General features: G+C 47.0%; 23 protein-coding genes and 3 tRNA genes. 14 read left to right on the forward strand and 12 right to left on the reverse strand.

All coding sequences use genetic code 11. The features are described from left to right. Positions 1-2 precede the first annotated feature (2 nt). Genes bioB through bioD form a run of 4 tightly spaced genes read left to right on the forward strand, consistent with a single transcriptional unit; the run spans position 3 to position 3,689 of the window. A complete protein-coding gene (gene bioB / locus ACXAD4_RS06370; protein ID WP_475239729.1) occupies positions 3-1,055 on the forward strand; it encodes a biotin synthase BioB in 1,053 nt (350 codons plus the stop codon). Further along, positions 1,042-2,202, forward strand: a complete 1,161-nt coding sequence (gene bioF, locus ACXAD4_RS06375) for an 8-amino-7-oxononanoate synthase (RefSeq protein ID WP_475239731.1) — start codon at positions 1,042-1,044, stop codon at positions 2,200-2,202. The genes bioB and bioF overlap by 14 nt, the downstream gene beginning before the upstream one ends. Then, complete coding sequence (bioC, locus tag ACXAD4_RS06380) at positions 2,192-3,016, forward strand: malonyl-ACP O-methyltransferase BioC (RefSeq protein WP_475239733.1); 825 nt, start codon at positions 2,192-2,194, stop codon at positions 3,014-3,016. Before bioF ends, bioC begins: the two co-directional genes overlap by 11 nt. Next, complete coding sequence (gene bioD, locus ACXAD4_RS06385) at positions 3,009-3,689, forward strand: dethiobiotin synthase (protein ID WP_475239736.1); 681 nt, start codon at positions 3,009-3,011, stop codon at positions 3,687-3,689. The genes bioC and bioD overlap by 8 nt, the downstream gene beginning before the upstream one ends. Positions 3,690-3,870: 181 nt before the next feature. Here bioD and ACXAD4_RS06390 read toward each other — a convergent pair whose 3' ends face one another. Then, a complete protein-coding gene (locus tag ACXAD4_RS06390; RefSeq protein ID WP_039468590.1) occupies positions 3,871-4,029 on the reverse strand; it encodes a hypothetical protein in 159 nt (52 codons plus the stop codon). Between the two features lie 413 nt (positions 4,030-4,442). On the opposite strand from ACXAD4_RS06390, the gene ACXAD4_RS06395 reads away from it, so the two are divergent. Beyond that, positions 4,443-4,853: a hypothetical protein gene (locus ACXAD4_RS06395; RefSeq protein ID WP_475239739.1), complete on the forward strand. Its 411-nt coding sequence runs from the start codon at positions 4,443-4,445 to the stop codon at positions 4,851-4,853. 328 nt (positions 4,854-5,181) lie between these two features. Continuing rightward, positions 5,182-6,060: a protease HtpX gene (gene htpX, locus ACXAD4_RS06400; RefSeq protein WP_475239742.1), complete on the forward strand. Its 879-nt coding sequence runs from the start codon at positions 5,182-5,184 to the stop codon at positions 6,058-6,060. 106 nt (positions 6,061-6,166) lie between these two features. Here the strand turns inward: htpX and ACXAD4_RS06405 are convergent, their stop codons facing one another. The 4 genes from ACXAD4_RS06405 to ACXAD4_RS06420 all read right to left on the reverse strand — a co-directional run bounded on the left by ACXAD4_RS06405 (position 6,167) and on the right by ACXAD4_RS06420 (position 10,432). Next, positions 6,167-7,375, reverse strand: a complete 1,209-nt coding sequence (locus ACXAD4_RS06405; protein WP_475239744.1) for an MFS transporter — start codon at positions 7,373-7,375, stop codon at positions 6,167-6,169. Between the two features lie 2 nt (positions 7,376-7,377). Further along, a complete protein-coding gene (locus tag ACXAD4_RS06410; RefSeq protein WP_475239746.1) occupies positions 7,378-7,548 on the reverse strand; it encodes a hypothetical protein in 171 nt (56 codons plus the stop codon). A gap of 142 nt (positions 7,549-7,690) precedes the next feature. Next, positions 7,691-8,740 carry a PQQ-dependent sugar dehydrogenase gene (locus ACXAD4_RS06415; protein ID WP_475242725.1) on the reverse strand — a complete coding sequence of 350 codons (1,050 nt, stop codon included), beginning with the start codon at positions 8,738-8,740 and terminating at the stop codon, positions 7,691-7,693. 201 nt (positions 8,741-8,941) lie between these two features. Continuing rightward, positions 8,942-10,432 (reverse strand): aminotransferase-like domain-containing protein, encoded by a 1,491-nt coding sequence (locus tag ACXAD4_RS06420; protein WP_475239749.1) that lies wholly within the window; start codon positions 10,430-10,432, stop codon positions 8,942-8,944. A gap of 100 nt (positions 10,433-10,532) precedes the next feature. Between ACXAD4_RS06420 and ACXAD4_RS06425 the strand changes: the two genes are divergently transcribed. Beyond that, complete coding sequence (locus ACXAD4_RS06425; RefSeq protein ID WP_475239751.1) at positions 10,533-11,438, forward strand: DMT family transporter; 906 nt, start codon at positions 10,533-10,535, stop codon at positions 11,436-11,438. Positions 11,439-11,574: 136 nt separating this feature from the next. Continuing rightward, positions 11,575-11,916, forward strand: a complete 342-nt coding sequence (locus tag ACXAD4_RS06430) for a hypothetical protein (RefSeq protein ID WP_475239753.1) — start codon at positions 11,575-11,577, stop codon at positions 11,914-11,916. Between the two features lie 24 nt (positions 11,917-11,940). On the opposite strand, the gene ACXAD4_RS06435 is transcribed toward ACXAD4_RS06430, so the two are convergent. The 6 genes from ACXAD4_RS06435 to ACXAD4_RS06460 all read right to left on the reverse strand — a co-directional run bounded on the left by ACXAD4_RS06435 (position 11,941) and on the right by ACXAD4_RS06460 (position 19,222). After that, positions 11,941-13,299: an ABC1 kinase family protein gene (locus ACXAD4_RS06435; RefSeq protein WP_475239754.1), complete on the reverse strand. Its 1,359-nt coding sequence runs from the start codon at positions 13,297-13,299 to the stop codon at positions 11,941-11,943. Between the two features lie 236 nt (positions 13,300-13,535). Then, a complete protein-coding gene (locus ACXAD4_RS06440) occupies positions 13,536-14,534 on the reverse strand; it encodes a glycosyltransferase family 52 (protein WP_475239755.1) in 999 nt (332 codons plus the stop codon). A 6-nt stretch (positions 14,535-14,540) separates the two neighbouring features. Next, on the reverse strand, positions 14,541-15,626 hold the full coding sequence (locus ACXAD4_RS06445; RefSeq protein ID WP_475239757.1) for a glycosyltransferase: 1,086 nt from the start codon (positions 15,624-15,626) through the stop codon (positions 14,541-14,543). 507 nt (positions 15,627-16,133) lie between these two features. Then, entirely contained in the window at positions 16,134-16,973 is an 840-nt protein-coding gene (locus ACXAD4_RS06450; RefSeq protein WP_475239760.1) for an energy-coupling factor transporter transmembrane component T family protein, read from the reverse strand. Beyond that, complete coding sequence (locus tag ACXAD4_RS06455; protein ID WP_475239762.1) at positions 16,970-18,667, reverse strand: ABC transporter ATP-binding protein; 1,698 nt, start codon at positions 18,665-18,667, stop codon at positions 16,970-16,972. The genes ACXAD4_RS06450 and ACXAD4_RS06455 overlap by 4 nt, the downstream gene beginning before the upstream one ends. Before the next feature lie 3 nt (positions 18,668-18,670). After that, positions 18,671-19,222 (reverse strand): ECF-type riboflavin transporter substrate-binding protein, encoded by a 552-nt coding sequence (locus ACXAD4_RS06460; protein ID WP_317520991.1) that lies wholly within the window; start codon positions 19,220-19,222, stop codon positions 18,671-18,673. A gap of 920 nt (positions 19,223-20,142) precedes the next feature. Between ACXAD4_RS06460 and uvrY the strand changes: the two genes are divergently transcribed. From uvrY to pgsA, 3 genes are read left to right on the forward strand one after another with little or no spacing between them, the layout of a single operon-like run. Beyond that, entirely contained in the window at positions 20,143-20,787 is a 645-nt protein-coding gene (gene uvrY, locus ACXAD4_RS06465) for a UvrY/SirA/GacA family response regulator transcription factor (RefSeq protein WP_039468571.1), read from the forward strand. Continuing rightward, on the forward strand, positions 20,787-22,619 hold the full coding sequence (gene uvrC, locus ACXAD4_RS06470; RefSeq protein WP_475239766.1) for an excinuclease ABC subunit UvrC: 1,833 nt from the start codon (positions 20,787-20,789) through the stop codon (positions 22,617-22,619). The genes uvrY and uvrC overlap by 1 nt, the downstream gene beginning before the upstream one ends. Positions 22,620-22,657: 38 nt before the next feature. Further along, complete coding sequence (gene pgsA / locus ACXAD4_RS06475; RefSeq protein WP_475239769.1) at positions 22,658-23,215, forward strand: CDP-diacylglycerol--glycerol-3-phosphate 3-phosphatidyltransferase; 558 nt, start codon at positions 22,658-22,660, stop codon at positions 23,213-23,215. A gap of 56 nt (positions 23,216-23,271) precedes the next feature. Here the strand turns inward: pgsA and ACXAD4_RS06480 are convergent, their stop codons facing one another. Then, a complete protein-coding gene (locus ACXAD4_RS06480; protein WP_475239772.1) occupies positions 23,272-24,426 on the reverse strand; it encodes a family 16 glycosylhydrolase in 1,155 nt (384 codons plus the stop codon). A 251-nt stretch (positions 24,427-24,677) separates the two neighbouring features. Between ACXAD4_RS06480 and ACXAD4_RS06485 the strand changes: the two genes are divergently transcribed. From ACXAD4_RS06485 to ACXAD4_RS06495, 3 genes are all read left to right on the forward strand, one after another. Then, positions 24,678-24,751 (forward strand) — tRNA-Cys (locus tag ACXAD4_RS06485). 3 nt (positions 24,752-24,754) lie between these two features. Then, positions 24,755-24,830 (forward strand) — tRNA-Gly (locus ACXAD4_RS06490). A gap of 79 nt (positions 24,831-24,909) precedes the next feature. Continuing rightward, positions 24,910-24,996 (forward strand) — tRNA-Leu (locus ACXAD4_RS06495). Positions 24,997-25,470 lie beyond the last annotated feature (474 nt).

Here is a 25,470-nt window from a genome sequence, read left to right on the forward strand (position 1 = left end):
ACGTGGAAGTACGTCACGACTGGACAGTCGAGGAAGTTCAAGCGCTATTTGATAAGCCATTTATGGATTTGGTGTTTGAAGCCCAGCAGGTACACCGCCAGTACCATGATCCTAACAAGGTACAGGTGAGTACGTTGCTTTCAATCAAAACCGGTGCATGCCCTGAAGACTGCAAGTACTGTCCGCAAAGTGCACATTACCGTACTGATGTCGATCGCGAGCGCTTGCTGGAAGTCGAACGTGTACTGGATGCGGCACAAAAAGCCAAAACATCAGGTGCAACCCGTTTCTGTATGGGCGCTGCATGGAAAAACCCGAAAGAGCGCGACATGCCTTATCTGTTGGATATGGTACGCGGGGTGAAATCCATGGGGCTGGAAACTTGTATGACACTTGGCATGATCACTGGTGACCAAGCTAATGAACTCGCTGAAGCCGGTTTGGACTACTACAACCACAACCTTGACACCTCGCCGGAGTTCTACGGCAACATCATTACTACCCGTACTTACCAAGACCGCCTTGATACCTTGAGCCATGTCCGTGAAGCAGGTATGAAGATCTGTTCCGGCGGGATCATCGGTATGGGTGAGAGCTCCCGTGATAGAGCTGGCCTATTGGTTGAACTTGCCAATTTGCCAATCCACCCAGAAAGTGTGCCAATCAATATGCTGGTGAAGGTGAAAGGAACGCCGCTTGAGTCTGTCGATGATGTCGACCCGTTCGATTTCGTTCGTATTATCGCAGTTGCACGTATCATCATGCCGAACTCAGCGGTACGTTTATCGGCTGGTCGTGAAGACATGAACGAGCAAATGCAGGCCTTATGCTTTATGGCCGGTGCCAATTCGGTGTTCTATGGCTGTAAGCTGTTAACGACACCAAATCCAGGCGAAGATAAAGACATGCAGTTATTCGCCAAGCTAGGGATCAACCGCCAGGAGCAAGCCGCGAAGCCGGATGAAGTGCAGGCACAGGAGCTGTTGGGGCAAGTCGCCCAGCGTGTTGCTGCGCGACCAACCAAGGATGATCTGTTCTACGATGCATCGGTTTAATCAACGCATCGCTTCTGCCCTTGCTGACAGACATGAGCAAGGGCTTTACCGGACGGTAAGCTGTCTTGAACGCGGACAGGATATGTCAGTGCAGTTCCGGGAGAATTCATTGCTGAATTTTTCCAGCAATGACTATCTTGGCCTCGCACAAGATCCCGCGTTGATTGCAGCTTGGCAGGACGGGTTATCTCGCTATGGTGCAGGTAGCGGAGCCAGCCCGTTGGTAACAGGTTTTCACTCGCCACATCAGTACTTGCAGTCACAGCTTGCCGACTGGTTGGGCTTTGAGCAGGCGTTGTTGTTCAGTAGCGGCTTTAGTGCCAATCAAGCCTTGCTATTTGCCTTGCTCCAAGAAGGGGATCACCTCTTACAAGATAAGCTAAACCACGCCTCGCTTATAGAAGCAGGGATGTTGTCGCCAGCTACGATGAGACGCTTCGCCCACAATGATCCCTCTGCTCTATCCCGCTTGATCTCACGTATTCCTGAGACCTCTCCGAAGCTCGTTGTGACCGAAGGGGTGTTCAGTATGGATGGGGATTTGTCGCCGCTCGGTGATATCGCAAGGGTTTGCCAGCAAACCGGCAGCATGCTGGCGGTAGACGATGCCCACGGCTGCGGGGTGCTTGGTGAGTCTGGCCGTGGCAGTAGTGATCATGCTGGCATCAAGCCAGATATTCTGGTGGTGACCTTTGGTAAAGCGTTTGGTCTGCAAGGCGCGGCAGTATTGTGTAGCCATGATGTTGCTGAGTATTTCGTCCAGTTCGCCCGCCATTTTATTTACTCTACCGCCATGCCTCCTGCACAGGCTCATGCACTGTCTAAGGCGTGTGACATGATCCAGCAAGATAATTGGCGGCGCGAAAAACTTGCAGCGCTTAGTGAAATTTTGGCGGTTAATTTGTCACCAGATGTCGAGGTGGTAGATACCCAGACCCCGATCAAACCATTGATGGTGGGGAGCAGTGAACGGGCCGTCAAGTTTGCGGATAAACTTCGTCAGCGTGGACTTTGGGTCAGTGCTATCCGACCGCCAACCGTTCCGGCTAACTCAGCAAGGTTGCGGATCACCCTGACGGCAACACATAAAGACACGGAAATTCGCTCGTTAGCACAGGCAATCAATGAGGTATGGCATGAAGAATAATGCAGACACTGCAGTCCCTTCTATGGACGATGTCGTTGTTACCGATAAGCAAGCAATCGCCGATGCCTTCGGCAAAGCCGCAAAGCATTATGATCAATCGGCAGCGTTTCAACGCCAGGTTGGTCATTATCTTATGGCGAAATTACCGGCCCTCAATATCGCGGATAGCCAAGTGCTCGATCTCGGCTGCGGAACAGGCTATTTCAGTCAGCAACTGGTGCAAAGGGGAATGAAAGTTTGTGCCGCGGATCTGTCTAGCCAAATGTTGGATCAGGCAAAACGACGTTGTGGTGAAGGTGTGACTTATGTTGAAGGAGACGCAGAATGCCTACCGCTGCCCGATAACCAGTTCGATTTTGCCTTTACCAGCCTAGCCCTGCAGTGGTGCGATGATCTGTCTGTGCCGCTAAGAGAGTTGCGCCGTGTCGTTAAACCTGGTGGCCATATTGTCTTTTCTACATTGGCAGAAGGATCACTGCATGAGCTTTCTTATGCATGGAAGCAGGTTGATCAATATCAACATGTAAACCAGTTTCTTTCGCAAAAGGCCATAAAACTTGCGCTGGCGCAAGCGGGGTGTACAGAGGTTGACCTAGAATTCCTGCCAATCACCATGTATTACCGCTCGGCAGTTGACCTTATGAAAGATTTGAAAGGTATAGGGGCAACACATATTCATCAGGGGCGAAAAGCAGGCTTGGCCAGTCGAAAGACGTTTAAGGCATTAGAGAGCGCTTATGATGAGTTTCGACATGAGGATGATCGGCTGCCGGCAACATACCAAGTCTGTTTTGGAGTAATTATTAATGACTAACGCTTTCTTTGTAACAGGTACAGATACTGAAGTAGGTAAAACTGTAGCCTCTCGCGCCATTCTTCATGCTGCAGCTAGCGCGAATATCAAGATGGCGGGTTATAAGCCGGTCGCGTCCGGTAGCGCACCGACTGCCAATGGTATGCGTAATTCAGATGCCTTGTATATTCAAGATGCATCGGTTGTTGAGCTAGAGTACGACGAAGTAAACCCTTATGCGTTTGAAGCGGCTATTTCTCCGCATCTAGCGGCAGAACAGGAAAAACGTGTTATTGAGTTTGACGTGTTGTCTGAAGGGTTGGATCACCTTAAGCAAAAGTCTGACGTTGTTTTGGTTGAAGGTGCAGGTGGCTGGCGTGTGCCAGTGTCTTGGAATGACTACCTATCTAGCTGGGTTAAGCAGGAAAAACTGCCAGTTATCCTGGTCGTTGGTGTCAAACTGGGTTGTTTGAGCCATGCTATTTTGACGGCTGAAGCTATTCAGAACGATGGCTTGGAAGTGGTTGGCTGGGTAGCAAACCGCATTAATCCGGGTACCGAAAACTATGCCGATATCATTCGTATGCTGGAAGAGAACTTGCCGGGTCAGAAACTGGGTGAAATTCCTTACATGCCTGGTATCAAAAAGCGCAACCTGTCGAACTACATTGATCTGTCACCGCTTGGGCTATAACCGAATAACCGCTTATAAGCAGCAGATGAAACCTGTGGCTGAATACTCATTTACGTAGACAAAAAACCTGCCAGCCGGCAGGTTTTTTTTCGTTCAAGCATCTTGAAGTTAGATGGGTATAGATATAAAAAACCTCTCTTTGCAGAGAGGTTTTTATTGAATTTGGTTATAGGCAGAAGGCTTAATTGTTGCCTGTTAGGCCAATAAGCGCTTCTTGCGTCTCAGTAAGCTTTTTGTTATTTCCGTCTAACCCCAGCTCTTTACGCGCTTCTTCTGCAGACATACCAAGATGACAGCGTAGAATGTCAATTGCTACCTGGTAGTTTTCGTGATCGGCCATCATTCCTCCTTGATAATTAAACACCATGCATCATCACTAACTAAATACGACAATAGAATATCTCAGTCGTAGTTACAATAAGACTAAAGTCTAAACCTGTCTAGTCCTACCATTGCTCAGTGTTTCATATTTGCTTCTTGTATGCCATGTTGTCCATTCCTCATGCACTCTGGTAAGACCACTGCGGCTGATAATTGATATCCGGCATAAGTGGTCAGGCATTTTCGAGTGATATCTCAAGATGCTCTTTGTTGATTGCATCATTGAGAAAGCCACTTGTGAGTGCCTTTAAGGGAAAGGAAGCCGGAAGTGTCAGCGCGGTACTTAACCCATATCATCAATGTTTTACGAACCTGTGGACTTTAATAGCGCCCCGCAGAATGGAAGGTTAGATAGCAATAGAGGGACAGTAAATGGAACAAGATAAAGCGTATTCAGTGCTTGAGGCATTGGCAAATGGCGTAGATCCCATCACTGGGGAATGTTTTAGTGATGATTCACCATACAACCAACCGGAAGTAATACGAGCTCTGTTTTTTATTCTTCGCAATAAGCCTCCGAAGAAAAAGGTCAAGAAATCTTTAGAGGAGAAGCAGCAGGAGAACCTCGAGAAGGGGTTGCCGATGAACTATGGATTACCTTGGACGCAGGAAAGTGTCTACTCAGTTATCAAGGATTTTCAAGCAAACATGGCCATCGATACTATCGCGGAGAAAATGGCAAGAAAGCCAAATTCAATCATTGGCCTTTTGAAGAAGCAAGGGGCTATCACCGAAGAGCAAGCACTCGCTATGGGGTTGTCATACAGAGGGGTACATGCCTGAATGAGTGCAGTAAATGACGAAAGGCATGTTGCTATCTAATCTCAGCAGAAACGATAAAGGTACCCTGTAGTACTGGCGGAATGTTGGCGGAGACATATACTGCGTTAAGCCCCAATTAAAGGTGTTTCTATTACCATAAAAAAGATTGTTTAATAGTATTTGATTGTTTAATAACAAAAATGAAACGTAACAATTTTCCACTTCCACTTGTTTTCTGTTTCAACGACCATACTATACATATCAATAACAAATGGATGATGCCTCAGTAGTGTACAAAGTCGTCATGACTGGGGTAGCAGCACCTTCTTTTTTGGAGAAAGAGTACAATATGAAGCGTATTGCATTGTTTTTGGCAACGAACCTAGCGGTAATGCTGGTTTTCAGTGTTGTCTTGAACGTCGTTTATGCGGTAACAGGCATGCAACCAGGTAGCCTTTCAGGGCTGTTGGTCATGGCTGCCTTGTTTGGTTTTGGTGGTTCGCTGTTTTCACTGTTCATGTCGAAGTCAATGGCACTTCGTTCAGTGGGCGGTATGGTCATCGAGCATCCGCGCAATGAAACTGAGCATTGGTTGATGGAAACTGTTGCCCGTCAGGCTCAGCAGTCGGGCATTGGTATGCCGACGGTCGCTGTTTACGACTCTGCAGATATCAACGCATTTGCAACTGGTGCAAAGCGTGATGATTCACTGGTGGCAGTTTCAACAGGTTTGCTGCACAGCATGACTCGAGACGAAGCCGAAGCCGTTTTGGCCCACGAAGTGAGCCACATTGCTAACGGTGATATGGTAACCATGACTCTAATGCAGGGTGTGGTGAATACTTTCGTTATCTTTGTATCGCGTTTGGTTGCCGGTGTGATCAGTGGCGTGAATAGCAATGATGAAGAAGGCGAAGGCGGAAGCTACATGACTTACTTCATTGTTTCTTCGATCATGGAAGTGCTATTCGGCTTCTTGGCAAGCATCCTGACAATGTGGTACAGCCGTCACCGTGAGTTCAAGGCTGATGCAGGCTCTGCACACCTAGTGGGTAAAGAGAAGATGATTTCTGCCCTTGAGCGCTTGAAGATGAGCCACGAGTCTCAGCTTGAGGGTTCGATGATGGCGTTTGGTATTAACGGCAAGAAATCACTTTCTGAGCTGTTTATGACGCACCCGCCACTCGATAAGCGTATCGATGCGCTTCGTCGCGGTGAGCACCTGTAAGTAAGATTACAGTACCTTGTAGCGCTTACGCTCTACTGGAATGAAAAAGCCCCCGGCCAACATGAAGTGACCGGGGGCTTTTTGTATTTTACGTGTTGCTTAGAACTTAAGCCGCAGCAGGTTGACGTACAACAGGCTTATCATTGATTGGAATGTGGATGAGCGCCGCAATCAAGGCAAATACCACAGTTGACCACCAGATTGGCTCGTAGCTACCGTAGTAATCGTAAATGCGGCCACCGAACCATGCACCCAGGAAGCTACCGACTTGGTGGGTGAAGAACACCAGACCGTACAAGGTCGACAGGTAGCGAGGACCGAAGATTTGGCGTACCAAGCCTGAAGTCAGTGGCACTGTGCCTAGCCAACAGAAACCAATTGCGCCACCGAACAAGGCGGCAGTTTCTGTTGTAACTGGCAGAGTAACAAAACCAGCGATAACCAGTGTGCGCATGACATACAAGGCAGACATTACATAGCGCTTGTTGAACTTGTCACCCATTACGCCCCAAAAGTAGCTGCCGAAGATATTAAAAATACCGACATAGGCCAGAGCCATAGCGGCTGTCGTGCCGGGTAAGCCTTTGTCTGCCAAGTAGCTAGGTAGGTGGGTAGCAATAAACATCACGTGGAAGCCACACACGAAAAAGCCCATGTGGATCAGCCAGTAGCCACGATGGCTGAAGGCTTCTTTCAGCGCTTCTTTGAGAGTTTGCTCTGTCTCCGTAGCTGTCGAGGCGGCCGTTGTCTTCTTGTTAGCTTTCATAAAGAAAGAGAAAGCCATCATTAGTGCACACAGCATGGCGAAAACTTGTAGCGCTGTCTGCCAGTTAAATTCGCTAAGCATGTACTGGGCACCAGGGATCACCGCAAACATACCGAATGAGCCAGCAGCAGTGGTTAGGCCAAAAGCTTTTGCGGTATGTTCGGCAGGAACGACACGGGCAACAGCACCCAGTACGATAACGTAGCTGGTGGCACTCAAACCTAAGCCAACTAGGGCACCAAGAGAAACGTATAACCAGTTTGGCTCCACAGCGATAGAGGTGAGGTAAAGCCCTAGGCCATAGGCAATGGCGCCACTCCAAATTACCTTCTGCGCTCCCCAGCGGTCAGCGGCCATACCAACGAATGGTTGGAAAACGCCGAACAGCAGGTTCTGAAGAGCAATAGCCAGACTAAAGAATTCACGGCCAGTATCAAAATGCATAGAAATCGGCATCATGAAGATACCGAAAGACTGCCTGATCCCTAGGCTGATGATTAGTGTTCCAATGCCCATCCACACAAGCAGTGGAAAGCGAAAAATACTCATGGTTATAGTCCGGTAAAAGTGTGGTCATTTGAGTTTTGCTGATGGCAACCGCCGCTCATGGCATGCTCGGCCAGCGAGTCCAACAAAGGCTGGCAGTGGTGAACACCGACTAGCGTCAGGGCCAGTAGCAAAACCATGCGCACCAGTTGAGCTGTCAGGGATTGTGAAAACATCAGTGCCTCAAAGTGCAAAAAAGAGCGGGGATAGTAGAGGAATTCAAAACATGACTCAAATGACAAAAGATCAAAGACTCTATGCATATTATGCATTCAGTGCTGATGCTCTTGAATAATGAAGTCATTGATCTGACAGCACTTAATTAGAATGAGGGCGCAGCCGGTATATTGCCCCCGAATCAGCAGAAAAATACAGCCATCCCTGATTGTCAGTAACAAGTGCTCTAATACGTTCGTCAAGCTCTTCGAGCAACCGTTCTTCACCTTTTATGCTGCCACTATCTGTCACGGTGACGCGATTTAAATGACGTAACTTCAGTGCACCACTGAATAAATTTCCCTGCCAGTTAGGGAATGCGGCACCTTTGTATAGAAGAAGGCTGCCCGGCGCAATAGAAGGGGTATATACCTTGAGTGGGGAAACAATTCCTTCCTTTTCTTCCGCTTCTCCGACAGAAATTGGCCCCCAGTATTCTTTACCGTGGGAAGTGACCGGCCAACCATAGTTAGCCCCGGCTTTCACTAAATTGATTTCATCGCCGCCGCGCGGCCCATGTTCGTTAGACCATAATCGGTTCGTGTCAGGGTCAAAAATCATCCCTTGCGGATTGCGGTGACCGTAACTCCAAATCTCTGGGAGGGCATTGCTGGTATTGACGAAAGGGTTGCCCTTAGGGACGGCTCCATCCAGGTATAGCCGAAGAATACTGCCTGCATGGGTAGTGAGATCCTGTCCGTTGGGACGGTGGGCTCTATCGCCGATGGAAAAGAAGACATGGCCTTGGCCATCAAAGGCAATACGACTGCCAAAGTGGCGTGAAGCATCACTCAGCGACTTGGTGACCAACAAATCTTGCCATTGGCTTAATTTGTTGTTGCTAAGTTGAGCACGGGCGAGCGTTGTCGCCGCCTGTCCATCAATGGCTTTGCTATAGGTGAAATAGTACCAAGCCTGACCATTAGGCATATCTAGCCGAGCGACATCCATTAGGCCGCCTTGACCATATTGGCTGATAGCGGGTTGGCCGGAGACAGATTGTGTTGAGCCTGTTTCGGTGTCTAAAAGGCGAATATTCCCGTCACGATAAGTAATGAGCAGTTCTTGTTGCTGCGAACCCTGTGCTGGCGTGAAGGTCATCCCCCAAGGCACTCCGTCGGTTTGCGCAATGCGCTCTACCACAAAAGGCATCCCCGCACTGCTACCCTCAAGAACAGAAACAGGCGCGGATAAGGCTTGAGGAGAGAATGCCAAGCTCAATAAGCAAACTAAGGCAATGCACTTCGCCTTTAATTGGGTTGGTAGATACTGTCCCGACATCTTGATTGCTCCTTGCTCATTTTTGATGGCTACCAGAATTGTAGCAGCTTGTATTGCCGTGTCTTTTCGACTTTATGGTGATGGCGGTGTATAGCTTGCAATGATAGCGGCAAAATGAGTTAGTCCTCGCTGCCACTCATTGGTCTCTCTAAAGTTAGCAAAGCTCAGGCGCAGGCAGTGCGCATAGCGTTGATTGGTACTGAACATGCTGCCGGGAAGCACACTGATCCCATGCGCTAAAGCTTCCTGATAGATGGCTTGGCCGTCGGTATTTTCAGGTAGCGTAAGCCAACACAAGAAACCGCCGCTTGGTTGAGTAAGGTGGTAGTGGCCTTGCAGTTGGGGGTACTGATCCAAATATTGGGTCAGTAGCTTATGAAACAGTTTTTGTTTTTTTGCATAACTGCGGCGGATTTTGCCTAAATGCTGGCGGTATTTCCCGGTTTCAAGGAACTGGGCGACGGCAGAGTGGATCAGGTTGGGGCTGCCCATATTGTCTGTGAGTAGGCGCTTCTCTATAACCGATTGATACTTGCCCGCAATCACCCAGCCGATACGTAAGCGTGAGTCCAAGGTTTTCGATAGGGAATTGCAGTAGATAACCCGGTCTTCCTGATCGAGGGTTTTCAGTGGCAATGGACGTTGCTGATAGGCTAATCCACCGAACACATCGTCTTCGATGATTGGAATACCGCTGGTCATGGCGAGAAACCTTAAGCGGTCGGCAGTCGGCATGACATATCCCGTTGGATTATTGAAACTTGGGTTAATCAAGATCGCTTTGACGGGCCAGCGTTGGAGTGCCTGCTCAAGGGCGTCGAGATGAATACCTGTGATAGGGCTGGCGGGTATCTCAATCACTTTTAGGTTCAAGGACTCAAGCAGCATCAGGTTGCCGAAGTAACTGGCTGACTCAACCAAAACAATATCACCGTCATTGGTAATGGCCTGCAGGCTCAAACTTATGGCCTGCTGGGCACCATGGGTGACCAATAGTGACTGCTTGGAAATCGTCACGCCTAGCTCTCTGTTGATGCCAACGAGTTGCTGTAATAACAAGTCATTGCCGGGAGGCAGTTGATAGTGGCTGGGTATATGGCTTTGGTAGCGGCTATGACGGCCAATCTCAGCGTACAGGCTGTTGATTGCGGGGAAGTCGGTGTCTGGGTGGGCTGATCCCATAGGAAGGATTTCTCGGGAAACCGGAAGCCCCATGATTTTTTTGCTCAGTTCCATTAGATCGACGAAGCCCGGCTCAGGGATAGGCGTGGTGTCGCAGATTGTCGCCTTGGTCTGATTTACACGATAGCCGGAACGAGCAGAGGCGGTGATCTTTTGGTTGGCCTCCAGTTGCTGGTAGGCTCGGATCACCGTGTTTTTACTGACAGACAACTGTTGGCTGAGCTCACGGATGGAAGGAAGACGCTCTCCGGGCTGAAAGCTTTGTTTGTCTATTCGCTCATCTATCCATTGGTAAACGTATTGGTATTTTTTCTTAAGCTGGCCTTGAGTCTGTGTCTGAGGCTCGGTTTGCACGGTGTGCTCATGGCGCTGTTCATTCATGCCTTCTGTACCCTATAAAATACACTTATCTGTCCCTGTTAAGGATTTTGTACCCGTTTTAAAGTAATCGTTATTGAGGCAAAAGAGAAGCGAGTAGGCCATGATGACGCGATTTATCCCATTCTTGTTTGTAGTACTTTGGAGCTCCGGTTTTATCGGGGCGCGATTGGGTTTACCTTACGCAGAGCCTGCGACTTTCCTGCTGATCCGTATGCTGGCAAACATAGCTGTGTTCTTGCTGCTGGTGGCTATCCTTAAATCTCGCATACCAACCGGTAAGGCGATGATTCACTGCATGGTAGCAGGGTTGTTGATCCATGGCTTTTACCTCGGTGGAACCTATATTGCTATTGGCCTGGGGATGCCGGCAGGGCTTTGTTCTTTATTGGTAGGGCTACAGCCTATTGTTACTGCTGTCGTGATGTTTGGTTGTGCGGGAGAACGGATGCGGGTGTCGCAATGGCTAGGGCTTGTGATTGGCTTTATCGGGATCAATCTAGTACTTCAGGGCAATATGGCTTGGCATCAGGACGGCAGCCGGGAAGCGGCCTATTTGTTCACTATCTTTGCATTAATCGGCATTACATTCGGTACGCTTTACCAGAAAAAATTTTGCCAGGGCATAGACATGGTGGGAAGCGCAGTGTGGCAGTATAGCGCGGCAGCTTTGCTGTTTCTTCCGGTTGCAATGACAACCGAAACTATGGTGGTTAATTGGACGCCGACGTTTATTTTTGCCTTGAGCTGGCTGGTGTTAGTGCTGTCGGTCGTCGCTATTTTGCTGCTGCTATTCATGGTCAAGCATGGAGAGTCATCCAAAGTAGCTTCCACATTTTACTTGGTACCACCAATGACCGCTTTCCAAGCTTGGTTAATTTTCGGGGAAACTTTTGATGAGCTGGGCGCGGCTGGGTTTGTTTTGGCTGCCGTAGCTGTCTTTCTGGTTACCCGTAAGCCGAAACTGCCAAAGGCAGAAACATACAGTCCGGCCAAACCTGCATCATAGTATGAGAGGTTAACACGATGGCAGCTATCTTAAGCTAAAGAAAGACATGGTTTGATGGAAAATTGTTCAGCTTATATTAATTGAACGCCATTCAATTGTTTGTCATTATTGTGTCAATGATCAGGTATGAGGTTGCATGATGATGAAGAATGTTATGAAGACAGGTTTATTAGGTCTCGCGTTAGGCTGTTCATTGTTTGTGGTCAGCCTAGAGCAAGATGCACCTCATGCGGGAGAGAATGCTATAGGCTATATTGCCAAAGAAAGGACCGCTCAAGAAGGTATTCGCCAGAACCTATTGATTGAATCGCAGCAGGCATACATTGCTGAGTTATACCGCGCTCGTGAAAAGTTGCAGTCGTTGGGGGAAGAAAACTCAGAATTGTACCTTTCGATTGAAAATGCTATCGCACTTAATGAAGAGCTATTTGATGACGCTGGCTACTGGCGGGCCCACTACCTGAGCCCTGCTTCATAATTATTGTGTTAGCTGGAGACAGTATCACTTTGTTCTTAATAGGTAAGGTGCGAAAATCTCCCTGACATTGACCCTAGCTTCAAGTCTGGCGGCTAGCAGGTACAATCCACCCAGTTTGCGATGGAAGAAAATTGCATCTGCGGGTGGGGTATGCCAATAATTTTCTTTCATGCTCAGCGCCGTTCCTGCATCTCTTATCCGTCGCGCCAAATCCGTTTGGCCAAAATCAAACACACCATCAATCATTATCGGCTCACAGGCTTCTGAACATAACTCGATGACTGCATTTTGTTGAGATGCGGTGATTGGTTGGCTAAAGAAACCAATTTGCCGCAATGCTAGGTTCATTGCTGGCTTATCATGCTCAAGGGCAGCGCTAAGCAGTTGCTGATAACCTTCCGCAACATGGGAAGGGTAAGCACGCGTTGCACCGAAATCGAGCAAGATAAGTTGTTGTGATTGTTCGTTGTAGAGGAAGTTGGCGAAGTTCGGATCGGTCTGCACCAGCCTGAATGAAAACATCTCTTTGAACAACAGTTCGAAAGCAAGCTCCATGACATGGTCACGTATATGCTGTGGCTGATTGGTCAGTGACTCAACCGGCAGGCCCTGCAAAAACTCCATGGCAAGAATATTATCTGTGGTTAGCTCCTCAAAGACATCAGGTATCTGGTAGCGCGTGTCAGCAGCAAGCAGCTGTTTGTACTGCTTGAGCAATTCGGCCTCAAGTTTATAGTCAGCCTCGGCATGGAGCTGTTTTTTTGCCTCTTCGAGCAAATCCTGGTAGTCGACATCTTTGGGTAGTAAACCTGAAACCCTTAATAGTGTTGCGACATTATCGACATCGCTATCTATGCTCTCTTTTATGCCCGGGTATTGGATCTTGAGCGCAATTTTATCCCCCTGCCAATTGGTGGCTGAATGAACTTGGCCAATGGAGGCAGCAGCAACAGGGTAGAACGAAAAGGTTTGGAATCTGTCCTGCCAGTCAATTTCCCACTCGTCCTGCAACACAGCGTTGAGCTGGCTGATAGGCATGGCTTTGGCTTCAGCACGAAGGCGGGCGAGTAGCTCGCTTAACTCCGGTGGCAGTAGATCCCCGGCATCCATAGACAGGAGTTGTCCCACTTTCATAGCGGCACCGCGCAACTGGGCCAATTGCTCAGCAACCCTTTTGGCATTACCGGGAGTAAGCAGTAACTCACTGGCTTTGGGACGGTTTCCCAGAGCGAGTTGTTTTACTCCCTCGGTGACCATGCTGCCCGCCACTCGGGTGGCTAACGAGCCTAGTTGTCCTAAGCGAGATAGCCGCCCCTTCGGTACCTTGGCGTATTCTCTTGCTGTTCCTGGTTTACTTTTATTGATGATTGTCTCCGCTTTCATATCTTGCTACCCATTAAACTCATTTAATGAGATTACGTATTGCTGCCGAGCTTAGTTCATATAGCAAGATTAACGTGAACGACTAGGAAGTAAAAAAATTTGAAGTTTCGACGGGGAGTGGTAATAGCACCCAAGAATGTATGATAAAAAGGCCAGCATGTGTTAATACAACAGGCTGGCCTATGAGGTCTGGTTATCTTGTCGAGGTGTGCGAGAAAGGCATGGTTAGCATTAGATTACTGCTTAAAATCAAGAGCATTGAATGCTTTTGCGCGCTTTTCAGGTAACTTGAAGTAATCAGGAGCTTTAGCGTAGACAACCTCTTTACTGCGATGCCTAAATAGTTCAACTGCATTCGAAGTTAGTGTTACAACTTTATCCGCTTCCATACCTAGTAAAGACATAATTTCCGCAGGAAAGCTTGGGCGAAGAACCGATGCCTGAGGAAAATGCAAGGTATAATCTGTTTGATCTGCAGGGTGAGGCTTGATGATCAATTTTGACTCATCGATACCTAAATTATTAAGTAGAGTTTTGTAGCCTTCAATCTTACTTTTCTCAGCATAGCCTGAAATTACTTCGTTCAACGGTTGCGTGAAAAGGATACTGTAACTACTGTCGAAGCATTTGAACTCATTAGCATCTACATCAAATAATTCAAGTATCTGCGCACGCTGCTCTTCAGTTTTTTCTGCCCACAAAGCATTTAGATCAAGAACTTCAATCTTCTCTTTAAACTCCGCTTTTACTTCTATGTTTTGGCTGAGATAAAACTTTCCAATTTTAGAAATTTTTATGGGCTCTTTGAGAACCAGCCGGCTAAGAAAGCTATTGATAAGGCTTTTTTTCTTTGGACCGTTTGTAAGTTCAACATGAGTTGTTCCCACGCCGTCATCAATTTGGACTCGGTCTATTTTTACCAAAGGGTTGTTGATTTCACGTGGATTGCCAACACAAACATCGTAGTTTCGAAAAATCTGCTTTTGTTCAAGCTTCCTCTTGAAGTACTGAATTGGCGCTTTGTTTAACTTAGGTATAATCCTAGGCAGATAATAGTAGGAGTACTCTAACACGTTTACAGTGTTCGCCATTCGCTTTACGCAATTCAACGTAAATCGATTCCCCCAAAAGATATAATCACTATTTTGCCAGTCATCATCCAAAAGCACGTAAATGAACAGACTAAAATAGGTATTTTCGAAAACGATTTTTTTCTTAGTTGGTAAAAAAGACATGTAAAATTAACCTATTAACCCCAGATATTTCTTAGCCACTACATCTGAAGCCACTTTGCTTTCAATGTCACAGTTAGTCAAGTCGATAGATCTCGACAACAACAGATCAGCTTTTCGGGCCAGCTCCTCTGGATTACGCCTTGGCACCAAATACTCAGCTAAGTTATCCAACAAAATTTCTTTTGGGCCATGCGGACAATCAGTGCTCACTACGGGAGTACCGCACATCAGAGACTCAATCAAAACAGTTGGAAGCCCTTCAAAATCGGAGCTCAATAACATCCCTTTAGCCGCTCTAATCCACGGGTAGGGGTTGTACTGAAAATCAGGGATAATCAATCGGTCTTCAACGCCGTATTTTCGAGCCAGTTTTCTCGCCTTCTTGGGCTTATGGCACAGCAAAACAATGGGTAGGTTGTTTTCCATCTTTGCTAGAGATGCGAAAAGAACATCATGCCTTTTTTGCTGTACAAAGCGCCCAATATGAATCCAAAAGTCGCCAGTAGGTATATCGGGATTCGTCTCTAACGATTTAGATACAATATCCTTGATATCAAAAGGGTTATATATGGTGGTGATCGACGCTGGTCTAATCCTGCCTTTTTTTCTAATCTCTTCTTCAATCCCTTTTGATACCGTGATCAAGTGATGGCCATTAAGCGCCAGTTTTGACCTGATTTTTTTTACATACTTTAACGGCCCCAGTAATGCGTGACGTTTTAGCTCTTCTTCCACTGATGCGTGGATGACAAAAAACAACGGTCTAACTGATGTTTTGGCCATCAATAAGTTAGTTTTGTCTAAGTTGGATAAAAACAGGTCAAATTGACCGATCTCAGACTCAATTCTCGTAATTTTGGCGCTAAGTTCCTTAGCAATTTTATCGAGGTTGAATAATCTGTTTAGCCTCTTGTCGTCAGTCTCGAAGAGACAATGAACATTAATACCTTTGGGCAGATCGTAAATATTTTCTTCTGACATCAAGAGAAAATGTGGCTCATGACCAAGCGCCAACAACTCATTGGCCAGTGATAGCATCACCTTCGGCGCTCCACCTTTAGATAACCGATCAATCGCGATAGCTATTCTCATATTCTTACTATTTCCAAACTACTCACACCATAACTAAGGTTTATGTCTAACAAAAAGCATAACAACACTTATGATATCGCCTTTATCTATAAATTTCAGTGGGATTATGTGCTGTTTATCTTTGATGGTTGATTTTTGTTCGAATTGGGATGAATCAAAAGATTCTAGTTACCATCCAGTTCCAATTTATTCTAATGCACTATTTGATATATAAGAATGAACAAAGTCATTATATGCAGCTGTGCGCATTCTTGTGTCTATAGCCCTAGCACCTTATTTAAAGAACTGCTCCTAGACTTCAACTGTTCGAGCCACGAAATACACTCGCTTACCTTTTATGGCTTAGTCGGCTACATCGATTTCGGCACTAGGTGTGAAGGTGAACATTACGATTCAACAACCACCATTTTAATCAGAGCATTTTGCTCTATACCTTATCAATTGTAGCCTTAATGAAGACTTACCTATGAACACAATTGTGTTGCACTTGAGATGTCTTGTGAATCACTATAACGGATACCAGAACAGCTGCTCAGAGTGATAGCGGTTGGCGAAGCCAAGAGCCAACACCACCGCGATAGTGAACAACACGGTAAAGTCTGCCTTGGTCATTGGTTTCAGACTGAACCAACTACGGCGCTTGTGCTGGCCAAAACCACGTAATGTCATGGCATTGGAAATCACCTCAGCGCGATCAAGGCTGGAGAAAATCAATGGGCCAAGGATTTTTGCGACGTTTTTGATACGGGTGATAACTGGGGCATTCTTCGATATATCAACGCCACGCGCCTGCTGGGCATGCATGATGTTGATGAAGTCCTTGGTGACTTCCGGCAGGTAACGCAATGTCAGGCTGACTGCATAGGCGATACGATATGGTACGCCTAGTTTATTCAAACTCGCCGAGAACTCTGTAGGGTGGGTGGTAAACACAAACACCAAGGCGACAGGGAACATGCTGAAGTATTTCAGTGTCACTGTCACCAAGTAAAACAGGGTTTCCTGGGTTAGCGAGTAGTTACCTGGCAGAGCAAGTAACACCGTTTGGCTTCCCATGTATTCTTTGCCCTGCTGCGGGGCAATGAGGAACATGAATAATGCATTAAGGAGCAGTACGGTGACCGTACCTGTCATCAATGTCTTATAGTTGGCAAAAGGCACGCGAGAGAGTCGCAGCAAAGCAAAGCCAACCAAAATCATAGCGACAATAATACGGACATCAAAGGTCATCAGGACCATGGTGACCCAAGCCATAAACAAAATGAACTTGGTGATCCCGTTTAGCGCATGCAGGGGTGAGCCGGTATTGATGTAGCTAATACCGAATTTAATCTTGTTGGTTTTCATGAGTGAGAGCCTGCCTCATGGCTAATGAAGCAACGGATAAAGTGATCAATACGTTCGATCCCCAGGCGGGATGCTAGGGTATACAAACTGGTGACGGTCAGGTTGGCTTGTTCAAGCAACGCGGGTTGGCTAAACACCTCGTTAACGGCAGAGTCGGCCAGTAGCTTGCTGTCAGCAATAACGACAGCGCGTTGGGTATACTCCAGTACCAAATGCATATCATGGGAGATAATCAATATAGTGATCCCAAGCTTCTGGTTCAGCTCCTTGATAAAGCTCATCATTGCGGTGTAGTGGTGGTAATCCTGGCCCGCGGTTGGCTCATCGAGGATAAGCAGCTTAGGCTCTAGTACCAAAATGGTTGCAATGGTTACTCGCTTTTTCTGGCCATAGCTCAATGCATCAATCGGCCAGTGGCGGTAGCGATCCAGGCCACAAAGCTGTAGCGTTTCAAGAACCTTGGTTTCAACGTCTGCTTCAGGTACACCACGGTTACGCAGACCTGATGCAACTTCATCGAAAATCATATGATGGGAAATCATGTGGTTCGGGTTTTGCAATACAATACCGATATTTTGGCTACGCTCGAAGATAGAGCAGGATGCCAAATCGCGGCCTTCAAAGCTGATGCTGCCTGTATCCGGTTCCAATACTCCCATGATCAAACGGGTAATGGTCGATTTGCCCGAACCGTTCTTGCCCAAGATAGAAACAAACTCGCCCTGGTTAACGGTAAAGCTGACATTTTCTAGGGTCTGGCGTTCACCATCGTAGGAATAGCTGAGGTTTTTGACCTCAAGTAGAGGTGTTTCTTCAGCTTGAGCTGTGACGATGTCACCTTGTTGGAACCAGTCCATCACTTGTGGCTTGAAGCGCTCTATGTCAAGTGTTGATAAATAAGCTGGCTTATCGGTTTCATTGATCTCACAGCCGGCCGATTTTAAGGCCGAAAGATAGAGGGGTTCGCGGATCCCGTGTTGTGCCAACAGCGGGCTGGCAAGCAGCTCGTCGGGTGTCAGGTTGGCAACGATCTCACCGCGCTCCATCAGGATGATGCGGTCAGCCTGGCAGTGCAGAACATCTTCAAGGCGGTGCTCGATTATCACGACTGTTTTGCCTGTTTCACGGTGCAGGCGATCGATAATTTCGATGGTTGATTTGCCGGTTTTCGGGTCAAGGCTCGCGAGTGGTTCATCGAACAGCAGAATATCGACATCGTCGACCATGACACCCGCAAGAGAAACACGCTGCTTCTGGCCGCCGCTGAGATCGAAAGGAGACAGGTGCAGCATGTCAGCCAGATCCATCATTGCAGCCGTCTCTTCCACCACTTGGCGCATAGGCCCTGGTGCAATCATTTGGTTTTCAAGGGCAAAAGCAATGTCTTCCCCAATGCTCAAGCCAACAAACTGGCCATCGGTATCCTGAAGAACCGTACCCACCATGCCCGTGCATTGGTGAAGATCCATCTCTTGGGTTTCTTTGCCATTGATTTTCAGGCTGCCGGTGATGTCACCCTTTACCGAGAATGGGATCAAACCATTCAAGCATTGGCCCAAGGTGGATTTGCCGCTACCGCTTGGCCCAACAATAACAACTTTCTCACCTTGGTTAATGGTCAGGTTGATATTTTTCAGGGTTGGCTTTTGCAACGCCCAATATTTGAATGAGAAGTCTGTAAACTGGATAGACATAGCTTATTCGGCCTCGATCAGGTTGTAGCTTTGTTGCTTGCGTTTGGCGACAGCGGTAAGGATGAAGTGGCCGACAATGGCAATCAGCACGGTGTTACCGGCTGCAATGATGGTGAGCTGTGCCAATACTTTGGTAAACGGTTCGGCATAGAGGACGGCATCAAGAAAGGCAGAGCAGCCATAGCCGACCACATTACCGATGAAAGCAAGAGTGACGAACAGGCAAAAATCGAGCTTAGAGAACAGCCCTTTTTCAATACGCTCTTTGGTGATTTTTGGATAAAGACCGATAACGAGACCGACAATCCCCGAGCCGAGTACCCAAGTGACCCAAACGCCCCAACCCGCAAAAAGGTCGGTTACCCAGTGGCCGATAAATCCAACAAGAAAGCCGACAAGAGGGCCGAATAGCACACCAAATAAGGCAAGTACTGCCATTGCGGGTTTGAGAGTGGTATTTGCGAAGACAGGAATACCGAACATAGGTAAACCACCAATACCATATAAGGCTGCACCGATTGCGATGAGCACAACTGTCTTGGCAGAGAGATTCATGACATAACCTTTTAAAGCTCTTGGGTATTTGCTTGTACATTGCCGGCCACAAGGCTGCTTCGCGATATCCAAAAGAAAACCCACAATTATGTGGCGGGTAGTACTGCAAAAATCCATTTTTAAGCAAGAGCAGTTATGCCGGCAGGCATAAGGACGCGCCATAATACATGAACATACAACAGAAGGGAAACCTCTACATCTAGACGTCTAACTCTTAGCCAGATCTGCCTTTACTGCTGTTGCGGTGAACATTGCAGAACGTTCGTGCGTAGTAGAGATGCAGTCAAAGGATGTCTTTGTGAACAGCGAGTTATATCAACAAGTATTCGAAGTGAGATTTTTTTGTGGCTTGTCTTTGTTAACAGGCAATGATGAGTAATACTTTATACAAGAGAGTATTTTCTATTTCTACGATTATGAGCCTTGCAAATCTAACTCCCTGATGAGGAGAGGATCATCAAAACGTCGAATGTGATAGCGCAGTTTTTTGCAAATGAATTTTGTAGCTTGCCGAAAAAACAGTAAATTGTGGTAAGTAATTGCTTTTTTTAAGCTTTGATGAGGAAATGATAAATAGACACCACTTATGGATAGTTGATTTAACTTATTGATTGTCACAATATTATGACAGCTTAGAGCTATCTTTTTGAGATAAATCTAACTAATTGGATAACTTGAATATTTCACTTTATTTTTTTCGAAATATAGTAAATACTGCTGTCCAAGCTATTTTATTTTGAAGCTTGTAAAAATTGACAAATCATTGTTTTGTCAAGTCTTAACTTACCGCGAAAACATGCGCTGTTACACAGAAACTGCATGAGATTCGATGGGAAGTTAAGGTAGAATTGGGTAATATCAGTAACAGCTATCCCGCCATCTCGGCTGGGTGCAGAGCCAAATCATATTGGAGATACAGCTTGATTAATGTATTCCTTGTAGATGATCACGAACTGGTTCGCACAGGGATCCGACGTCTGCTTGAAGATGTCCGTGGTATAAAAGTGGTAGGGGAAGCCGACAGTGGTGAAGAAGCCGTAAAGTGGTGCCGTAACTCGCATGCGGACATCATTCTTATGGATATGAACATGCCTGGTATCGGTGGCCTTGAAGCGACACGTAAAATTTTGCGCTTTAGCCCTGATGTCAAAATTATCGTTTTGACGATTCATACAGAAAATCCGTTCCCGACCAAGGTGATGCAGGCAGGCGCAGCAGGATACCTGACAAAAGGTGCCGGCCCTGACGAAATGATTAATGCTATTCGTATGGTCAACAGCGGACAGCGTTATATTTCACCAGAAATCGCACAGCAGATGGCATTGAGCCAGTTTGCTCCAGATTCAGAAAACCCTTTCAAAGATCTTTCTGAGCGTGAACTTCAGATAATGATGATGATCACCAAAGGACAGAAAGTGACCGATATTTCAGAGCAACTGAATCTGAGCCCGAAGACTGTCAACAGCTACCGTTACCGTCTTTTTAACAAGCTGGACATCAATGGTGATGTTGAGCTGACCCACCTTGCTATTCGCCATGGAATGTTAGACACAGAGACGTTGTAGTGTCGGAACAGTTTGACGCCAAAAGTTACCTAAAAACAGTAACTCATCAGCCAGGTGTATACAGAATGTATGATCTGGCCGATGAGGTTATCTATGTCGGAAAGGCGAAAGATCTCAAAAAACGCCTTTCCAGTTACTTCCGGGCCAATGTGGCAGGGGAGAAAACCAGAGCACTGGTTAAAAATATCGCCAAGGTTGATGTCACCGTTACCCATACCGAAACGGAAGCGCTGATCCTTGAGCACAATTATATCAAGCTATACCTGCCCAAATACAATGTCCTGCTCCGGGACGACAAATCCTACCCTTACATTTTCTTAAGTGCCTCTGCCCACCCGCGCTTGTCGATGCACCGGGGAGCCAAGAAGCGCAAAGGTGAGTATTTCGGACCATACCCAGACGGCGGCGCTGTCAGGGAAAGTCTGCACTTGCTGCAGAAGATTTTTCCGATCCGTCAGTGTGAAGATTCGGTGTATGCAAACCGTAGCCGTCCTTGCTTGATGTACCAAATCGGCCGCTGCCTTGGCCCGTGTGTCAAAGGGCTAGTGACTGACGAAGACTATGAAGAGCAGGTTAACTATGTTCGGATGTTCCTGAAGGGAAAAGACCGGCAAGTGATCACCTCGATGGTCGAGAAAATGGAGCAGGCGAGCCAGCAGCTGGCATTCGAAAAAGCGGCGACATACCGTGACCAGATACAGGCGTTGCGACGGGTGCAGGAACAACAGTTCGTTAGCCATGATAGTGACGATGATCTGGATGTTGTCGGCATTGCCTATGAAAACGGCATGGCATGTATTCATGCACTCTATATTCGCCAGGGTAAAATCCTCGGTAGTCGGAGTTATTTCCCCAAGATGCCGGTGGACGCCGAGATAACCGAGGTGTTATCGAGCTTTGTCACCCAGTTTTACCTCAATCAGGCTGAGGGTAGGGTGATCCCGAGTGAAATTCTCTTGGGTGAAGCCTTGGGCGATGAGCAAGCGGTGATTGCCGAGACGCTGACGGAGTTGGCGGGTCGCAAGATAGTGATCAAATCGAGTACCCGTGGCAATAAGGCCAAGTTCCAGCGCTTGGCCCAAACCAACGCTAGAACGGCACTGACAAGCAAGCTCAGTCACCGGATGACAGTCCATCAACGTTTCACTGCTTTGCGTGAAGCGCTCCAGCTCAATCGCCTTGAACGCATGGAATGTTTTGATATCAGCCATACCATGGGTGAAAAGACGGTTGCCTCTTGCGTCGTGTTCAATCAGGATGGGCCATTGAAGCAAGAGTACCGACGCTATAACATTTCAGGCATTACCGGTGGTGATGATTATGCTGCTATGGCACAAGCTTTGGAGCGCAGGTATGGTTCACAAGTCGATCCGGATAGAATTCCTGATATTATTTTTATCGATGGGGGTAGAGGTCAGCTGTCAAGAGCGTATGATGTAGTTAACCCATTGATGGCTGAGTGGCCTAAGCGCTCGATCCTCGTGGGTGTTGCCAAAGGAACCACCCGTAAACCCGGGCTGGAAACTTTGTTGCTGACAACGGGTGAAGAATTTTCGATGCCTGCAGATTCCCCAGCGTTGCATTTAATTCAACATATCAGGGATGAGAGTCACAATCATGCAATCAGTGGTCACCGTGCCCAGCGTGCAAAAGTAAGAAAACGTAGTGCCTTGGAGGACATTGAGGGGATTGGCCCGAAACGCCGCCAAGCATTGCTCAAGTATATGGGTGGCTTACAGGAACTGAAGAAAGCTAGCAGAGAAGAAATCGCTAAGGTGCCGGGCATCAGTCGTGCTATGGCAGAAAAAATTTATGACGCGCTGAATCATTAGGCCAGCGCGGTACATCTACACAATAAGAACGAACAATTATGCGTTTAACAATTCCGAACATCCTAAGCTTCATACGGCTAATTTTGATTCCATTTTTCGTGATCACCTTTTACCTACCGTATAGCTGGTCCCCATTCGCAACAGCATTGATTTTCTTGATTGCCGGTGTTACCGACTGGTTTGATGGTTATCTGGCCCGCAAGCTCAACCAGACGACCCGCTTTGGTGCATTTATCGACCCTGTTGCCGACAAGGTAATGGTTGCTGCTGCCTTGGTGCTGGTGGTAGAGCATTACAATTCAGTATGGGTAACCATTCCGGCTATTACCATGATCGGTCGTGAGATCATTATCTCAGCCCTGCGTGAATGGATGGCCGAACTGGGTAAACGCTCAAGCGTTGCTGTGTCTTGGGTCGGTAAAGTGAAAACCGGTGCTCAGATGGTCGCATTGCTGCTAATGCTATGGCACCCGAACGAGTGGTTGATCTGGATTGGTTACATTGCGCTGTATGTGGCGATGATCCTGACTTACTGGTCGATGTATATTTATCTCAAAGCGGCCAAGCATGATTTGCTCAATTCAGAGCACCTGTAAAATCCAGCACATTGGATTGATGGAGAAAAGCGGCTACAAAGCCGCTTTTCTTTTATCTATGGAATATTAACCTCAGAGCATTTTTGTTCATCATCGCTCGAAGCCCAAGAGTAGCCGGTTTTGGATAGGCTCGTTACGCAGAACTGGAATGTGCCAGAGCCTGAGCGGCTACGCCGAGAGTAGAACAATGCAGAGCCCTTAGGATCTGTGATTTTTTCTCCATCACCATCACTAACAACACCTGACCATACCCCGGTAACTGTAACACCTTCTATGTTTAGCCCATTGCTATCACTTACTGTAACGGTTGCTGATGCTTGGGTGGCTTTATTATTCAGTGAGATGCTGTGATCAGAGATAGTTAGGCTGTTAGTCGGCGATGGCGGAGGAGGCTCTGGAGAGTCAAAGGTACAGTCACTCCCTTCGGTAAATCGGACATTCTGGAATTGCCCCAAAATAGGCATCATGGGATAAGTAAATTCACCGGCCCAACCCGATGCAGTGGCATCTACGGGCCACATATTCATCATAATCTTATGTGTGCCATCGGTGACTTTGGGGGTTGGGTCATCGGGTGTACTGATGACGCTATACACCAACTTTTTGTTGATGTACCAATTAATCCCTGATTCTGACCAGTCAAAAGCATAGTGGTTAAATGACGTTGAGGCATCAAAACCCAGTTCTATGATTTGCTCGTGACCATTGGCATACTGATCATCGTTGGTCCAGAAGTTAAGCTGAACCACATTGGTGTCATTACCCAAAAACTCGATATCAATTTCATTGTGCTGGCCATTGCCACCGCGGACATTATCGTAAGGGCCCATAAAGGTAAAAAAGGCACTGACAACGCCACTGACAGCTGCGGGTCTCATCTCGACTTCATAACAGCCGTATCCGTAAAAATCAGATGTTCGCAGCTCACCTGATGTGTAGTTATATCCGAGTAACGGGGTATCACTGAGAACAATGCCCAATCCTTCATGGCCAAAATCCAAGGCAGTTGAAGACCATGCGTTTAAGAATGGCGAACCATTAGCCCACCCATCAGCAGCCTGCCACAAGTTGGAATCAAAGGATGTCAGTGCGTCACTGAAGCTTGGAGCTGAAGTGATTTCAGTGTTGTTTCCTTTTCCTGGAGGAGGAGCGGCAAGGCTGATACTGGGAATTAGCAATAGCAAAGATGAAAATATGGAGTAATAGCGCATGGAACCCTCATTAAACGACTTAAAAGGCGTCAAAAATATAGCTGAGGATTGTTGTTTCATTTTTTGTAATGCTCTGAGAAATGAGAATATCTCATGAGACTTGATGAACTATTACTCGCTTTGTGTTGTTTTTTAAGATGATTGGTTGAAAATGAATCGAACAAACTGGTTTTTCTCAATTTTTTCGTGACACCATTTTTGAGTTGTGTAAAATGGCTGCCATACCAACGGGGACAACCCGAAAGGTATACGGCGCGTTGGCAGAGTGGCTATGCAGCGGATTGCAAATCCGTGGACCTCGGTTCGACTCCGGGACGCGCCTCCATTTGCGACACTAGCTCAGCTGGTAGAGCGCAACCTTGCCAAGGTTGAGGTCACGAGTTCGAACCTCGTGTGTCGCTCCAAATTAAAATCTTACGGCAATTTTCGCGGTAAGAAACAGATGGTGTTTACTGTACTAAACGGCATCGCAAAGAATTGCGTGCCCTGGTGGTGGAATTGGTAGACACAAGGGATTTAAAATCCCTCGGCGTTCGCGCTGTGCCGGTTCAAGTCCGGCCCGGGGCACCATCTCATTAGAGCCCACAAGCTTAGCTTGTGGGCTTTTTTGTATTTCTCTTTTTTTATCTCATCTCGAAAAAAGCCCGTCGTTTTTCATTGTTTAGAGGGCGCCAAGCCTTCCCCTCTTTGCCATTGTTGAACCTCCACAGAATTAGATTGGTTTACCTCGATGCGGGCAACGCATTAGATACGCTTGAATAAACGTTAGGGGGAGTAAAAGTAGAGAAGGCTAGAAAGAAAAAGCCGTCGTACAAAAAGGGTACGACGGTAAAAGAATGTAGAACTCTTGATAAGGCTTAAATCATCAAGATGGGCCTATTATGTCACAATACGCAGATGTATCAATAAAAATGATGTAAAGATTTATTTGGATAAGAAAAAGTGCTTTTGTGCTAGCAACCGATTGATTGTCATACTTATACTGAAAGCCAGTGTGCAATTGCTGTTGATAATGTGATATTGATTGAATAATTTACATGTATT

Source organism: Photobacterium sp. AWH4_225 (genome assembly GCF_056158405.1).